At 71.2% G+C, this 14,512-nt stretch carries 13 protein-coding genes; 2 read left to right on the top strand and 11 right to left on the bottom strand.

The window, feature by feature from the left end:
- Positions 1–25: 25 nt before the first annotated feature.
- Positions 26–1,501, bottom strand: a complete 1,476-nt coding sequence (locus tag MTO99_RS14205) for a basic amino acid/polyamine antiporter (protein ID WP_243554289.1) — start codon at positions 1,499–1,501, stop codon at positions 26–28.
- Positions 1,502–1,686: 185 nt separating this feature from the next.
- On the opposite strand from MTO99_RS14205, the gene MTO99_RS14210 reads away from it, so the two are divergent.
- On the top strand, positions 1,687–5,490 hold the full coding sequence (locus tag MTO99_RS14210) for an InlB B-repeat-containing protein (RefSeq protein ID WP_243554290.1): 3,804 nt from the start codon (positions 1,687–1,689) through the stop codon (positions 5,488–5,490).
- 107 nt (positions 5,491–5,597) lie between these two features.
- Here the strand turns inward: MTO99_RS14210 and rpsN are convergent, their stop codons facing one another.
- The 9 genes from rpsN to MTO99_RS14255 all read right to left on the bottom strand — a co-directional run bounded on the left by rpsN (position 5,598) and on the right by MTO99_RS14255 (position 12,200).
- A complete protein-coding gene (gene rpsN, locus MTO99_RS14215; protein WP_243554291.1) occupies positions 5,598–5,903 on the bottom strand; it encodes a 30S ribosomal protein S14 in 306 nt (101 codons plus the stop codon).
- A 2-nt stretch (positions 5,904–5,905) separates the two neighbouring features.
- A complete protein-coding gene (gene rpmG / locus MTO99_RS14220) occupies positions 5,906–6,073 on the bottom strand; it encodes a 50S ribosomal protein L33 (protein WP_149160603.1) in 168 nt (55 codons plus the stop codon).
- Positions 6,073–6,309, bottom strand: coding sequence for a 50S ribosomal protein L28 (rpmB, locus tag MTO99_RS14225; protein WP_149160602.1), 237 nt, complete (start codon positions 6,307–6,309; stop codon positions 6,073–6,075). The genes rpmG and rpmB overlap by 1 nt, the downstream gene beginning before the upstream one ends.
- Positions 6,310–6,534: 225 nt before the next feature.
- Complete coding sequence (gene gad, locus MTO99_RS14230; protein ID WP_243554292.1) at positions 6,535–7,905, bottom strand: glutamate decarboxylase; 1,371 nt, start codon at positions 7,903–7,905, stop codon at positions 6,535–6,537.
- A 44-nt stretch (positions 7,906–7,949) separates the two neighbouring features.
- On the bottom strand, positions 7,950–8,420 hold the full coding sequence (locus MTO99_RS14235) for a Fur family transcriptional regulator (protein WP_243554293.1): 471 nt from the start codon (positions 8,418–8,420) through the stop codon (positions 7,950–7,952).
- On the bottom strand, positions 8,417–9,262 hold the full coding sequence (locus MTO99_RS14240; protein WP_243554294.1) for a metal ABC transporter permease: 846 nt from the start codon (positions 9,260–9,262) through the stop codon (positions 8,417–8,419). Before MTO99_RS14240 ends, MTO99_RS14235 begins: the two co-directional genes overlap by 4 nt.
- Positions 9,259–10,230 carry a metal ABC transporter permease gene (locus tag MTO99_RS14245; RefSeq protein ID WP_243554295.1) on the bottom strand — a complete coding sequence of 324 codons (972 nt, stop codon included), beginning with the start codon at positions 10,228–10,230 and terminating at the stop codon, positions 9,259–9,261. The genes MTO99_RS14240 and MTO99_RS14245 overlap by 4 nt, the downstream gene beginning before the upstream one ends.
- 22 nt (positions 10,231–10,252) lie before the next feature.
- A complete protein-coding gene (locus tag MTO99_RS14250) occupies positions 10,253–11,101 on the bottom strand; it encodes a metal ABC transporter ATP-binding protein (RefSeq protein ID WP_243554296.1) in 849 nt (282 codons plus the stop codon).
- A gap of 4 nt (positions 11,102–11,105) precedes the next feature.
- Positions 11,106–12,200, bottom strand: a complete 1,095-nt coding sequence (locus tag MTO99_RS14255) for a metal ABC transporter substrate-binding protein (RefSeq protein ID WP_243554297.1) — start codon at positions 12,198–12,200, stop codon at positions 11,106–11,108.
- Positions 12,201–12,332: 132 nt separating this feature from the next.
- On the opposite strand from MTO99_RS14255, the gene MTO99_RS14260 reads away from it, so the two are divergent.
- A complete protein-coding gene (locus MTO99_RS14260; RefSeq protein WP_243554298.1) occupies positions 12,333–12,815 on the top strand; it encodes a GNAT family N-acetyltransferase in 483 nt (160 codons plus the stop codon).
- A gap of 181 nt (positions 12,816–12,996) precedes the next feature.
- Here the strand turns inward: MTO99_RS14260 and MTO99_RS14265 are convergent, their stop codons facing one another.
- The gene (locus MTO99_RS14265) at positions 12,997–14,460 is read right to left on the bottom strand and encodes a dihydrolipoamide acetyltransferase family protein (protein WP_243554299.1); all 1,464 of its coding nucleotides are present in this window, start codon (positions 14,458–14,460) and stop codon (positions 12,997–12,999) included.
- Between the last annotated feature and the right edge of the window lie 52 nt (positions 14,461–14,512).

Genomic DNA, 14,512 nt, shown 5'->3' on the forward strand with positions numbered 1-14,512 from the left:
CTCCCTGTCTGGTTCGGAGCGGATTTCAGATCTGCACGAAGCCGGTCGCGAGCAGCACGATGCCGATGACGGCGAACACGACGATCACGATGAACGTCACGAGGCCCGGCCGCGTGAAGATGCGCGCCTGCTGCTCTCGGCGAGCGAAGAAGTACAGCACCGTCGCGGGTGCCAGCAGCAGGCAGGCGAGGAAGAGGAAGACGTAGCCCGCCGCCCACATCAGGAAGAGGGTGTACGCGGTCGAGATGATCGCGATGATCAGCTCGCGGGTGCGCACCCGCGGCTGCTCGCCGTCGTATCCGTCGCGGGTGATCGCGATCTTCACCGCGTACGCGCTCGCGAGCGCGTAGGGCGCGAGCGCCAGGGCCGCGGTGAGATCGAGCGTGAAGTCGAGCGCGTTGCCGACGAACTGCACCGCGAAGAGGATGACGGTCACGAGGATCGAGGTCCACAGCACGGCGTTGTTCGGCACGTCGCGGCTGTTGAGCCGGGCGAACTGGTGCGGCAGGTCGTTGTCCTTGGCGGCCGCGTAGACCACGTCCGCGGCGAGCAGCTGCCAGGCGAGGTAGGCGCCGAGCACCGAGACGATGAGCCCGATGCGGATGAAGGCGCCGCCCCACGGCCCCACCGCGGCCTCGAGCACGCTGCCGACCGACGGCTGCGCCAGCGTGGCGAGCTCGTCCCGCGGCAGGATCCCGTACGACAGGATCGAGATCGACGCGAACAGCGCGAGCACGGCGAGGAACCCCAGCACCGTGGCCTTGCCGACGTCCTTGCGCCGCTTCGCATGCCGCGAGTACACGCTGGCGCCCTCGATGCCGAGGAACACGAACACGGTGATGAGCATCGTGCCCTGCACCTGGAGGAACAGCGAGTCGCCGCCGGGCAGGTCGTAGCCGCCGGTGAGGTTCGCGGCGAACACGTCCCATCGCACGAAGAACAGCACGAGCACGAGGAACAGCAGCAGCGGCACGACCTTCGCGACCGTCACGATGAAGTTGATCGCCGCGGCCTCCTTCACCCCGCGACGGATGAGGAAGTAGAACCCCCACACCGCCGCGGTGGACACCCCGAACGCGATCCAGGTGTCGCCCTGCCCGAGCCACGGCTCGAGCTCGGGGAAGAGCTGGCTCATCGTGGTCATGATGAGCACCCAGTAGAAGGCGTTGCCCGCGCACGCGGACGCCCAGAAGCCGACCGCGGAGAGGAAACCGGGATACACCCCGAATCCCTCGCGGGCGTACACGTACACCCCGTTGTCGAGCTTCGGCTTGCGGTTCGCGAGCGACTGGAACACGAGCGCGAGCGTCAGCATGCCGAGCCCCGCGATGCCCCACGCGATGAGGGCTCCGTACACGCCGGTCTGCGTCGCGAATCGTGCGGGCAGCTGGAACACGCCCGCCCCCACCATCGAACCCACGACCATCGCGGTCAGTGCGGGCAGTGCGAGCTTCGCGGTCGTGGGCTGAGATTGCGTCTGCGTGTCGGTGTCCGTTGCCACGTGAGCCCCCAAGCGGATCGCGATCGAGGCATCCGAGGTGATGTCCCGCCGACCCCCTTCCGTGTGTAGTCGCTTCTGCGCAGCGGGGCAAGGGCGGGATCGTGAGGATGCCTCGGGCCGACGCCTGCGCACGCGCGACGCGCGACCTCCGCAGGACGGGCGTCCGCGTGGTCTATGGTTTCGCCATGGGGTGGGTGGGACGCGCGACCGCACTGGTCGCCACAGGGGTACTGGTCGGCGGCGCACTCGGCATGGCTCCGATCAATCCACCAGACCCGGCTCACGCTGCGCCGGTGGCGAGTTTTGGCGCACTGCAGGACGCGTTCACGAACCCCGCCTCGGTCGGCGGCACGGCATCGCTCACCGGTGCGCTGACCGGATCCACCCTCGCGTTGGCAGCGGGCACCGCGCTCACGCTCGACCTCGCGACCTACACGCTCGAGGTCACGAACATCAGCCTCGGCAGCGGATCGTCGCTGAGGATCACGACCGCTGACTCCGCGCGCACCAACCGGTTGACCGCGACCGGCGGCATCCTGACGTCGGGTGCGTCCCTGCTCATCGACGGCTATGCGCAGGTGACGGCGAACGGAGGATCCGCGAACTCCGCCGCGATCGGCGGCGGCGACCAGCAGAGCGGCGGCACGATCACGATCCGGGGCTTCGCGGATGTCACGGCGACAGCTCCGACATCGGGAGATTACAACGGGGCAGCCATCGGCGGAGGCAAGAATGGCGCGGGCGGCACGATCACGATCGACGGGCAGGCGACCGTGACGGCGCGCGCGCCGAGTACCCTGTACTCGCTGGGCGCCGCGATCGGCGGCGGCGGGAACTCCAACGCGCATGGCGGTTCGGGCGGCGTCATCACCATCGGCGGGAGCGCCGTCGTCACCGCCCAGAGTGCGAACGGCGGGGCGGCGATCGGTGGGGGCGACGGCGGATCGCCGGGAACCATCCTGATCCAGGACTCGGCTACCGTGAATGCGACCGGCGGCCGTTGGGGTTCGGCGATCGGCGGCGGCGGGGTGGAGGGAGGCGACGTGGCACCCGGCGGCGACATCACGATCGCCGGTTCCGCCACAGTGACGGCGACGGCGACCGCGGGGGGCACGTACGTGGCTGGCATCGGCGCAGGAAGCGGCAACGGCGGTGCCGTCCGCATTCTGGGCGGCAGCGTGTCGATCTCCGCGACGTACGCCCTCGGCGCCCGGCCGGGCAGGTCGTTCGGCACGGTCGAGATCGGGGCCGGCGCCACGGTCAGCCTCTCGGCGTCATCGACCATCACGGTCACGGACGGCGGATCCGTCGTAAACGCGGGCGTGGTGACCGGCACAGGTCGCCTGGCAGGCGTTGGGTTGTTCACGAACACCGGCGCGGTCACGCTTGCGACGGCGAACGTGGCCTACGCGACCCTCGGCGTGCTTCCGAACAACTACCTCGTCACGTTCGACCGCAATTACCCCGGGGGCCCGACCTCCACCGAACGTGTCTTCGCGCCGACCTTCACCGCCGGAGCCCGGTCGTTCCCGGCCACACCAACGCGACCGGGCTACACGTTCCTCGGCTGGAACACTGCTGCGGGCGGCGGCGGCGCGACGTTCACCACCTCGACCGTGATCACCGCGAGCATGACGGTGTACGCGATCTGGAGTCCCGCGACGACCGCCACCACCGTCTCCGCGATCGGCATCCCAGCCGAGAATCGGCCGACGCCGATGCAGGCGAGCGTGGCGAACACCCTCGCGCCCAGTGACATCCCACAGGGCAGCGTGACGGTGACCGTCGACGGGGGGCCGGTGGGCACCTTCCCGCTGTCCGGCGGCACGGCCGCGTTCACCCTCCCGGCCCTGCCCGCCGGCCCGCACTTGGTCGTGGCCGTATACGCGCCGAGCGGCGGATGGGCCCCGTCGACCGGCAGCACCACCGTGACCGTACTGACGACCTCCGCGGCCGCGACCACGCTGACGATCACCCCGAGCACAACGACACCGGTGCAGGGCGCCACAGTGACGCTGACGGCGACCGCGTTCGACGCCCAGGGCGCGAGCCTCGGCAACGTGACCGCCCTCACGACCTTCACCAGCTCCGCCGCCGCCGACACCGTCGCCGGCAACGCGGTCACCACCCACGGCGCCGGAGCCCGCACCGTCACCGGCACGTTCGGCGCCGTGAGTGGAGGCGCCGTCGTGACGGCGTCCGCCGCACCCGCGACCGTGACCGTGACGCCGCAGGGCATCCCGGTCGAGGGCCGAGCCATCACCGTGCACGCCGCCGTGGTCGCCGCGGCGTCCGCCGGAACGCCGCAGGGAACAGTGCAACTGCGGATCGGCGGAGTGGATGTCGGCGCCCCGGTCGCGCTCAGCGGCGGACAGGCCGACCTGACCTGGCCATCGCCCACGGCCGGCGGCACGACGATCGAAGTCGTGTACACGCCTGCGCCCGCCGACTGGGCGGCAGCGACCGGGTCGGCGACCGTGACGGTGCTCACGGTCACCGACGCGGCCGCGACGCTGACGATCACGCCGAGCACCGCGACGCCGGTGCAGGGCGACACGGTGACGCTGACGGCGACCGCGTTCGACGCCCAGGGCGCGAGCCTCGGCGACGTGACCTCGCTGACGACCTTCACCAGCTCCGCCGCCGCCGACACCGTCACCGGCAACGCGGTCACCACCCACGGCGCCGGAGCCCGCACCGTCACCGGCACCCTCGGCGCCGCGGGAGACACCGCCACGATCACGGCGACGCCCGCAGCCACGACGGTGACGGCGACGCCGCAGGGCATCCCAGTCGAGGGGCGTGCGATCGACGTGGCCGCGACGGTCGCCACCGCGGCCACGGCCGGTACTCCGGCGGGCCGGGTCCAACTGGTGGTCGACGGCGAGCCGATCGGCCCCGCGGTCGATCTGACAGCCGGCGCGGCGACCCTCACCTGGCCGTCGCCGACCGCTGGGGCACACGACATCGAGGTGCAGTACCTCCCCGAGCCCGGCGACTGGATCGCGAACAGCGGCGAGATCGAGGTCACGGTGCTCGACATCCCGACCGCGACGGCGAGCCTCGTCGTCACGGCTGGTGCGGATCCCGTGTTCGTGGGCGACGAGGTGCCGTTCACCGCGGTCGCATTCGACGCCGACGGCGTCGAGATCGGCGATGTCAGCGCAGATACAGCGTTCACCAGCAGCGACCCGGTCGATGCCGTGTCGGGTGCAACGGTCGCGTTCACCACGGCAGGCACGCGCACCATCACCGGGACGTTCGCGACGACATCTGGCACGGTCGGAGTGGAGGTCGGGCCCGCGGCGAGCACCACGGTCGTCGCCCCGCTCACCGCGGTGCCCGTCGCGGGCCGTGCGCTGCCGATCCCCGTGCAGATCACGGCCGATCAGCCGAATGCCCCGGTCCCGCAGGGGATGGTGCAGCTCCTGGTCGACGGCGCGCCGGTCGGGCTACCCGTCGTCCTCGATGCATCCGGCGCTGCGACCCTCGTCTGGGCTGTGCCGGTGATCGGCGACCACACGGTCTCCGTCCTCTACAACCCGTCCCCCGAGCATTGGCTCGCGTCCGAGACCGCACTCGACCTGAGCGTGCTCTCCGTGCTCGAGGCCGTGGTGTCGATTCGCATCACGCCCGACGCGCTGGTCGTCCCGCAGGGCGGCGCCGTCACGCTCACCGTCGAGGGGTTCGATGCAAACGGAGACTCGCTCGGCGATGTCACGTCTGCGACCCGATTTACGAGCAGCGTCGCGTCCGACATCATCGACGGCGCCCGAGTCACGTTCCCGAGTGCGTCGCCCCACCGGATCACGGGCACGGTCGGCGATGCGTCCGACTCGGTCGTCATCCAGGTGATGCCTCAGCTCGCCGGCACTGGCTTCGATCCATCAGCCGCACTGTTCGCCGTGGTGCTGCTGGCCGGCGCCGGCGGCGTCCTGGTACGCCGGCGGCGCTGGAACGATCACCGGGCGCACCGCACCATCCCCTGAGCGCAGGCGCCGCCGGCGGAGCCCAGGTGGCTCCCGGCGGAGCGGAGACGCGAAGGAGGGCGCCGGCCGAAGCCGACGCCCTCCTGGACGTGCTGTGCGCGAGCGGGTTACCAGCTCGACTTGGTGATGCCGGGCAGCTCGCCGCGGTGCGCCATCTCACGGAAGCGGACACGCGAGATGCCGAACTTCGTGAGGACGCCACGGGGGCGGCCGTCGATGGCGTCACGCGAGCGCACACGAACCGGCGACGCGTTGCGGGGCAGCTTCTGCAGACCCACGCGAGCGGCCTCGCGGCTCTCGTCGGTGCCGTTCGGGTCGACGAGCGCCTTCTTCAGCTCGAGGCGCTTGGCCGCGTAGCGGTCGACGACCACCTTGCGCTGGTCGTTGCGCGCGATCTTGCTCTTCTTGGCCATGCTTAGCGCTCCTCTCGGAAGTCGACGTGCTTGCGGACCACCGGGTCGTACTTCTTGAGCACGAGGCGGTCGGGGGTGTTGCGACGGTTCTTGCGGGTCACGTAGGTGTACCCGGTGCCGGCCGTCGAACGGAGCTTGATGATGGGACGGATGTCCTGCTGCTTCGCCATTAGAGCTTCACCCCGCGAGCCTTGAGGTCCTTCACGACGGCTTCGATGCCACGGGCATCGATGACCTTGATGCCCTTCGCCGACAGGGTCAGCGTGACGTTACGGCGAAGCGACGGAACGTAGTACGTCTTCTTCTGGATGTTCGGGTCGAAGCGACGCTTCGTACGCCGGTGCGAGTGCGAGATGTTGTGACCGAAGCCGGGAACGGCGCCGGTCACCTGGCACACTGCTGCCATTGGTTTCCTCCAATACCGAGGGGCGGATGCCCCTCCCAAGGTCTCTTGTCTGCAGACGAGCCCCTCCGGTTGCCCGGTGAGATACAGGGGATTCGTCTACGGTCTGGGCAGTGGAAGTACCCAGCCAAACGTCGAGTCTATCAGACCGGCAGGTGAGCCCCGAATTCGCGGGCCTCGGCCGGATGCCCCGCGCGGATGCCGCGGCCGGATGCCTCGCGCCCGAGCTCAATGGTGGAACGCCGGACCCAGCCCCGGATGCGGGATCGGCGCGGGCAGCGATTCGAGCAGCGCGGTCTCGGTTCGGATGTCGCGCAGCAGGTCTTCGGCGAGGTCGCGGCTGAGGCCGTTGCGGCACACGATGCGCATCACGGTCTGGTCGGCGAGCTCGCCCGAGAGCGGGTACGCGGGGACGAGCCATCCGCGCACCCGCAGCCGTTCGCTCAGGTGGGAGAGCGTCCACTTGTCGGTGTGCCCCGGCTTCAGGCGCCACGCGAACACCGGGATGTCCGAGCCGTCCGTCACGAGCTCGTAGGGCGCGAGCGCGGCGACCCCGTCGGCGAGGTACCGGGCGACCTGCTGCGACTCCCGCTGGATCGCCGTGTACCCGCGCCGCCCCAGCCGCAGGAACCGGTAGTACTGCAGCAGCACCTGCGCCCCCGGCCGGGAGAAGTTCAGTGCGAACGTCGGCATCTCGCCGCCGAGGTAGCTCACCCGGAAGACGAGGTCCTCGGGCAGCGACGCGGTCGACCGCCACACGACCCACCCGACGCCCGGGTACACGAGCCCGTACTTGTGCCCCGACGTATTGATCGACGCCACCCGCGGCAGCCGGAAGTCCCACTCGAGGTCGGGCTGCAGGAACGGCGCGATCATGGCCCCGGATGCCCCGTCGACGTGGATCGGCACATCGAGGCCCGTCGTCGCCTGGATCCCGTCGAGGATGCCGGCGATCTTCGCGACCGGCTCGTACGCGCCCGTGTACGTCACCCCCATGAGGGCGACCACCCCGATGGTGTGCTCGTCGACCGTCTCGGCGAGCCCTTCGCCGTCGAAGACCGGGTGCTCGGGAGTGGTCGGGATGACCCGCATCTCGACGTCGAAGTAGTTGCAGAACTTTTCCCAGCAGACCTGCACGGCGCTCGACATGATCAGGTTCGGCTTCTCGGCGGGCAGTCCGGCCGCCCGGCGCGCGTGCTGCCAGCGCCGCTTCAACGCGAGCCCGCCGAGCATGCACGCCTCGCTCGACCCGATCGTCGAGGTGCCGATCACGTCGTCGGGGTTCGGCGCGTTCCACAGGTCGGCGAGGATGCGCCAGCAGTACTCCTCGATCGCGGCCGTCGCCGGGTATTCGTCCTTGTCGATCAGGTTCTTGTCGAACGAGTCGGCGTAGAGCCGCTGGGCGTGATCGTCCATCCAGGTGCCGACGAAGGTCGCGAGGTTCAGGCGCGCGTTGCCGTCGAGCATCGTCTCGTCGCGCACCATGCGGTACGCCGTGTCGGGCAGCATCTCGCCCTCGGGCAGCTTCGTGTAGCGGGCGGTGGTGGCCTCGCCGAAGCGCGTGAAGATCGGCTCGAGCTCGTCGTCGAGTCCGGACATGCAGTCCCCCTCTGTTCGACCGGCCCGGCATGCCCCGGGCCGGGTCAGTGCGTGTGCGGCTCGGGCTGCGAGGCATCCGATCGCTTCGAAGCATCCGGATGCTGCGTGGCATCCGATCGCGGCCCGTCGATCGCGGCCGAGCAGGACGCGCACAACCCGAACACGTCGACGACGTGGGCTGCACGCGTGAAGCCGTGCTCGCCCGCGACCCGCTTCGCCCACGCCTCGACCTCGTCGGCGGCGATCTCGACCGTGAGCCCGCAGGTGCGGCAGATCAGGTGGTGGTGGTGACCGGTCGTCGAGCAGGCGCGGTAGATCGCCTCGCCCTCGGGCGACTGCAGCGAGTCGGCCTCCCCCGCCGCGGCCAGGTCGCCGAGCGCGCGGTAGACGGTGGCGAGCCCGATCGGCGACCCGCTCGCGTGCAGCGCGGAGTGCAGCGCCTGCGCGCTGATGAATCCGTCGGTGCTGTCGAGCGCCTCGCGGACGGCCTCGCGCTGCCAGGTGTTGCGCTTCATGCGAGCCTCGCCTCCTCCGCGGTTTCGACGGGGATGTCCCGTCTCCACGGTAGCCGCCTCGCGCGTCGCGCGAGCAGGGCGATGACGAAGAACGCAGTCGCCGCGAGCACGATCGACGGTCCTGCGGCGACGGCGAGCGCCCGCGAGGCGAGGACGCCGAGGATGCCCGAGGCGGCGCCGATCGCCGCCGACGCGATGAGGATGCCGCGGAACGACCCGAGCACCAGCCGGGCCGCCGCCGCCGGCGCTGCGATGAGCGCGATCGCGAGGATCGCGCCGACCGCGGGCAGTGCGGTCACGACGGTCGCGGCGGTGAGGGCGAGCACGAGCAGCTCGGTGGGCCAGGCGCGGTAGCCCGCGGCCCGGTAGCCGGCCGGGTCGAACGTCGAGAACGCGAGCTCCTTGCCGAAGGCGGCGACCGCGACGATCGCGATCGCGAACACGGATGCCGCGAGCAGCACATCCCCGGTCGTGACCGTCAGGATCGAGCCGACGAGCAGCGACTCGGCCCGCACCGGGATGCCCGGGATCGCCGCCTGCAGCAGCGCCCCCGCCGCGAACCCGCCGGTCAGCACGATGCCGGCCGCGACCTGCGCGCCCTGGCGGCGGGTGCGGGCGACGAACTGCATGATCGCGACGATGACGACGGATGCCACGGCCGCCCCCAACGGAACGCTGACGCCGATCGCGGCGGCGACCACCGCTCCCGGGTAGGTGGCGTGCGTGAGCGCCTGCGCGAAGAACGTGCGGCGGCGCAGCACGACGAGGGCGCCGACGAAGCCGCTGCCGGCGCCGATCACCGTGGCCGCGATGAGCGCGAGCTCGAAGTACCCGCCGGTCATGCTCGACCGCCGTTCAGGAAGAATTCCGCGACACGCCGCCCGGCGCCCGCTCGTGCCGGCCTGTCGCCCCGATCTTCCTGATCGCGTGACGCCGCCGCACCGGAGCGCACCCTGGTGGACCGCACCCCGGCGGACAGGGAGGTGGCGCCGAGCACCAGCGCGTAGAGCGCGACGAACATCGCGACGACGGTCGGTCCGGTCGGCAGGTCCACGCCGGCCCCGACCGACACCGCGAACCCCGTGGCGAGGCCCAGCCACGACGCCAGCGCGGCGAACCCGGCGGCGACGGGGAAGAGCAGCCACAGCCGACGGGTCACGAGCCGGGCCGAGGCGCCGGGCACGATGAGCAGCGCGAGCACCAGCAGCGACCCGACCGTCGCCGCCGCGGCCACGACGACCAGCGCGATCGCCGCGTTCAGCACGAGATCGAGTACCAGCCCCGGGTCTCCCGCGGCCCGACTCCCCCGCGCGTCGAACGCGCGGAACACCTGCTGCTTCAGCGTCACGCCGACCGCGACCAGCGCGACCGCGCACACCACGACGAGCGGCACGACCTGACCGGGCGGAATCGTCAGCACCCGCCCGAACAGCAGCGCCTCGAGCTCGCCCGCGTAGTCGTCGCTACGCGACACCACGAGCACGCCGACGCCGAACGTCGCCGTCAGCACGATGGCGATCGCGGCATCCGAGGCGATGCCCGCGCGCGCGAGCCAGGTGAGCACGATCGCCGCCGCGAGCGCCGCGAGCGCCGCACCCGGCAGCAGGCCCGCCGACCCGCCGACCGCGAGCCCGATCGCGAGCCCCGGGAACACCGCGTGCGTCAGCCCGTCGCTGATGAACTCGAGCCCGCGCAGGTTCACGAGCACGCCCACCACGCCCGCGACGACCGCGAGCACGAGCAGCACCACGAGGGCGCGCGCCATGAACGGCAGCGCGAACGCGCCGAACAGCGCATCGGCGAGGTTCACGGGCGCCCCTCCCCCACCGCGGTCAGCGCAGCCCCTCGCGCGCGGCGTAGCTCTCGTGGTCGTCGTGCCCTTCGTGCCCGGGCACCACGAGCGTGTGCTCGTCGAGCTCGACCTCGACGCCCTCGAAGCAGTCCTGCACGTTGCCGAGCGTGAGCACGTCGTCGACCGAGCCGAACGCCCGCTGGTCGCCGTTCACGAGCAGCACCAGGTCGCAGACCTCGCGGGCGAGTTCGAGGTCGTGCGTCGACACCAGCACCGCGACACCGCGCGCCTTCAGCGTGCGCAGCGTCTCGATGAGCGCGTCGCGGTTCGGCTGGTCGAGTCCGTTGAACGGTTCGTCGAGCAGCAGCAGCGCGGGATCGGATGCCAGGGCGCGCGCGAGCAGCCCGCGCTGGCGCTGCCCGCCCGAGAGCTCGCCGAACTGGTGCTTCGCGAGGTCGGCGAGGCCGACGGCGTCGAGCGCCGCCCGCACCGCCGCGCGGTCGGCCCGTCCGGGCCAGCGCAGCCAGCCGAGCCGCCGATACCGCCCCTGCATCACGACCTGCTCGAGCGAGATCGGGAAGTCGGGGTCGAGCTCGACGGTCTGCGGCAGGAAGCCCAGCTCGCCGCGGCCGGCGCGGCTGCGATCGGATGCCTCGGAGCCCGCGAACCGCACCGTGCCCGCCGTGCGCGGCACGAGCCCGAGCAGGCCCTGCAGGAGCGTCGACTTGCCGGCGCCGTTCGGCCCGATCAGCGCCACGGCCTCGCCCGGCGCGATCGAGAACGTCAGCCCGTGCACACCCGACCCGCCGGGATGCGTGAACGCGGCGCCGTCGAGCGCGAGCACCGGTCGTGGCATCCGTGCGCCCTGCTCCCCCGCTGCGTCGTTCACGGCGTCATCCTCGCAGGGACGCGGGCGGGTCGGAAGCCTCGACGCCCCACGACGCGAGCATGAGACGCACATTGTGCACCGTCGACCCGATGTAGGTCGCCCCCTCGGTTCCGGCCGCGCCGAGCGCGTCGCCGTACAGCGCGTCGTCGCCCGAGTACACCGTCACGCCCGACTCGCGGGCGATGGTCGCCGCGGTCTTCGGCGAGATCGCCTGCTCGGCGAACACCGCCCGCACCCCGGTCGCGCGGATCTTCGCGACGAGCTCGTCGATCTCTGCGGCGCTCGGCTCGGCGTTGTCGTCGAAGCTCGGGATGACGCTGCCGACCAGCGTGATGTCGTACTCGTGGAGGAAGTAGGTGAACGCGTCGTGGTTGGTCACGAGCAGGCGCTGCTCGACCGGCACCTGGGCGATGTTCTCGCGGATCCAGGCGTCGAGATCGGCGAGCCGAGCGGTGTAACCGGCTTCGGCGGTTCGCACCGCGTCGGCGTCGATGCCCGGGATCTCGGCGAGGCCGTCGGCCAGATTCTCGACCATGCGTGTCGCGTTCGCGGGCGAGGTCCAGATGTGCGGGTTGCCGTCGGCGTGGTCGTGGTCGGCGTCGTGATCGTCGGGATCGGATGCCTCGTCGGCGTGCTCGTCGCCGTCCTCGGCGTGCGCATCGTCGGCGTGCGCATCCTCGCCGTGCTCGTGGTCGTCGGTGCCGAACAGCTCGATGCCCTGCGAGGCATCCACGACCGGGCCGTCGAAGCCGGCCGAATCGAGCGCATCGTCGAGCCAGCTCTCGAGCCCGGCGCCGTTGACGAGCACCGCGTCGGCCCGCGAGATCGCGAGCAGCTGCCCCGCCGAGGGATCGAACGAGTGCGCGCTCTGCCCCGGCTCGAGCAACTGGACGACCTCGGCCTGGTCGCCGACCAGTTCACGCGCGAAGTCGGCGATCTGAGTGGTGGTCGCGACGATCTGCGGCCGATCGTCGGACGCATCGGATGCCCCGCCGCCGGCGCACCCGGACAGCACGAGCAGGCCGGCGCCGGCCGCCGCAGCGAGCACGAGCGGTCGGATGCGGAACGGTGCGCGGGCACGGGATCGGAACGAGGCCATACCCCCAGCGTACGGCTTATTGATAATGATTGTCAAAACCATCTAGGTGGAGACTCTGCGCATCCTCAGGATCTGCCGAACACCTGTGGACAGGGCTGGCGTGTCGTCGCGGTCGATGAGAAGGTGAACCACGTGGAAGCCACCACGGTCCCCCTGACCCTGCACCCCTTCACCGTCGCCGATGCCGAGCGCCTGCTCGCGGGCGAGGTCGATCTGACCGACGGCTGGGAGGGCGGCTATTCGTTCATCGACGAGCCCGAACTGATCGACGAGTACCTCGGCGCCGTCCGCGAAGGCGGCGATCCGGCCCCGTTCGGCCCGTACATCGTGCGGCGCGGTGCCGACGGCGCCGCGATCGGCGGTGTCAACCTGTTCGCCACCGACGACCCCCGCGTCGTCGAGTTCGTGTTCGGCCTCGTCCCCGCCGCGCGCGGCGAGGGGCTCGGCACGCACACCGTGCACGCGGCGCTCGCGCTCATCCGTTCGGTCGGCGCCGAGATCGCCCGCGCCGAGTGCGAGGTCGCCAACCTCTCGGCGCGACGCGCGCTCACGGCCGCCGGCATGCTCGAGGCCGCGCGCACCGACGACGCCGTCATCTACGAACTGCGCGTCTGAGCACCCCACCCCCAGCCCCGCCACCCGCTGCACCCCGCACCACGCGCCGCACACAGGTACGCAATTCAGGTCCACGCACGGCGTGTCGCCCGAAAACAGCCCCTGAACCCGCCCCGACACACCTCCGAACCTGAATTGCGTCCCTGTCGAGGGGTTGCGCGGGGGGTGGGAGGGGCGCGGGTTACTCCAGCAGGAGTGCGGGCTCCTCGATGATCGAGGCGACGTCGGCGAGGAACCGGCTCGCGACGTCGCCGTCGACCACGCGGTGGTCGAACGACCCGCCGATGGTCGTCACGAACCGGGGGCGGACCTCGCCGTCGACGACCCACGGCTTCTGCTTGATGGTGCCGAGCGCGACGATGCCGACCTCCCCCGGGTTCAGGATCGGCGTGCCGGTGTCCATGCCGAACACGCCGATGTTCGTCACCGTGATGGTGCCGCCCTGCATCTCGGCTGGCTGGGTCTTGCCCTCTCGTGCGGTGAGCGTCAGCTGCTCGAGCGCGGTGGCGAGTTCGACCAGCGACATCGCCTGCGCCTCCTTCACGTTCGGCACGATCAGCCCGCGGGGCGTCGCCGCCGCGATGCCGAGGTTCACGAAGTGCTTCACGATGATCTCGTCATCGGTCCACTGCGCGTTCACCGTGGGGTTGCGCCGAACCGCCCAGATGATCGCCTTGGCCATGATGAGCAGCGGCGAGACCTTGACGCCGGCGTAGTCGGGCGACGCCTTCAACCGCTTGATGTATTCCATCGTGCGCGTGGCGTCGACGTCGACGAACACCGATACATGCGGCGCGGAGTATGCACTCTGCACCATCGCCTGCGCGATGGCCTTGCGCACGCCCTTCACTGGGATGCGCGTCTCGCGATCGGCGGGCAGGTCGGGCGTCTGGATGTTGCGGAAGACGCTGGCCTGGCTCGCCTCGCGGATGACGTCGTCGCGCGTGATGTCGCCGATCGGGCCGGTGCCGGTGACCCGGGACAGGTCGACGCCCAGGTCCTTCGCGAGCTTTCGGATCGGCGGCTTCGCGAGCACCGGCACGTGCGGCTCGGCGATGCGCGGCGACGGGGCCGCCGAAGCGGAGGGCGTGGCCGAGACGGATGCCGCGACCGCCGCAGCCCCGGTCGAGGCCGCCGGGGCGGCAGACGGCGGGGCCGGCACCGCGGCCAGGTGCTCGTGCGCCCCACCCGGCACCTCGTGGCGCCGGCGACGACTGCGTGCCGGACCCGAGCTACCATGGCCGACGAGCACGGCACCGCTCGAGTCATCAGCGGCCGGGGCAGCGGCGGCCGGCGGAGCGGGGACGGCGGGCGCCGCGGCCTCGGGCGCGGCCTCGGCGACCGCAGCGGCCGCGGCGGCGCTGCCACTACCCCCAGCACCCCCGGAAGACATGCCGCTCGAGGCATCCGTCTGGATCACGAGGATGGGCGTCCCGACCTCGACGGTCGCGCCCTCGTCGACGAGCAGCTCGGCGACGACTCCGTCGAACGCACTCGGCAGTTCGACCAGCGATTTCGCGGTCTCGATCTCGACGAAGACCTGGTCGAGTTCGACCCGATCGCCGGGCGCGACGCGCCACTGCACGATCTCGGCCTCGGTGAGGCCCTCGCCGACGTCGGGGAGCGGGAAGCGGATCTCAGCCATCTGTTCAGCCTTTCAGCAGGTGCATCCGCGAAGCGGCATGTCTTCGAGCGTG

It is taken from the genome of Agromyces larvae, from assembly GCF_022811705.1.
In the GTDB taxonomy this organism is placed as follows: domain Bacteria; phylum Actinomycetota; class Actinomycetes; order Actinomycetales; family Microbacteriaceae; genus Agromyces; species Agromyces larvae.

Excerpts from the sequence above, each read along its gene's own strand:
- rpsN (WP_243554291.1), bottom strand. The coding sequence starts at position 5,903 with ATGGCCAAGAAGAGCAAGATCGCGCGCAACGACCAGCGCAAGGTGGTC.
- MTO99_RS14265 (WP_243554299.1), bottom strand. The coding sequence starts at position 14,460 with ATGGCTGAGATCCGCTTCCCGCTCCCCGACGTCGGCGAGGGCCTCACC.
- MTO99_RS14240 (WP_243554294.1), bottom strand. The coding sequence starts at position 9,262 with ATGACCGGCGGGTACTTCGAGCTCGCGCTCATCGCGGCCACGGTGATC.
- MTO99_RS14255 (WP_243554297.1), bottom strand. The coding sequence starts at position 12,200 with ATGGCCTCGTTCCGATCCCGTGCCCGCGCACCGTTCCGCATCCGACCG.
- rpmG (WP_149160603.1), bottom strand. The coding sequence starts at position 6,073 with ATGGCGAAGCAGCAGGACATCCGTCCCATCATCAAGCTCCGTTCGACG.
- gad (WP_243554292.1), bottom strand. The coding sequence starts at position 7,905 with ATGTCCGGACTCGACGACGAGCTCGAGCCGATCTTCACGCGCTTCGGC.
- MTO99_RS14235 (WP_243554293.1), bottom strand. The coding sequence starts at position 8,420 with ATGAAGCGCAACACCTGGCAGCGCGAGGCCGTCCGCGAGGCGCTCGAC.
- rpmB (WP_149160602.1), bottom strand. The coding sequence starts at position 6,309 with ATGGCAGCAGTGTGCCAGGTGACCGGCGCCGTTCCCGGCTTCGGTCAC.
- MTO99_RS14210 (WP_243554290.1), top strand. The coding sequence starts at position 1,687 with ATGGGGTGGGTGGGACGCGCGACCGCACTGGTCGCCACAGGGGTACTG.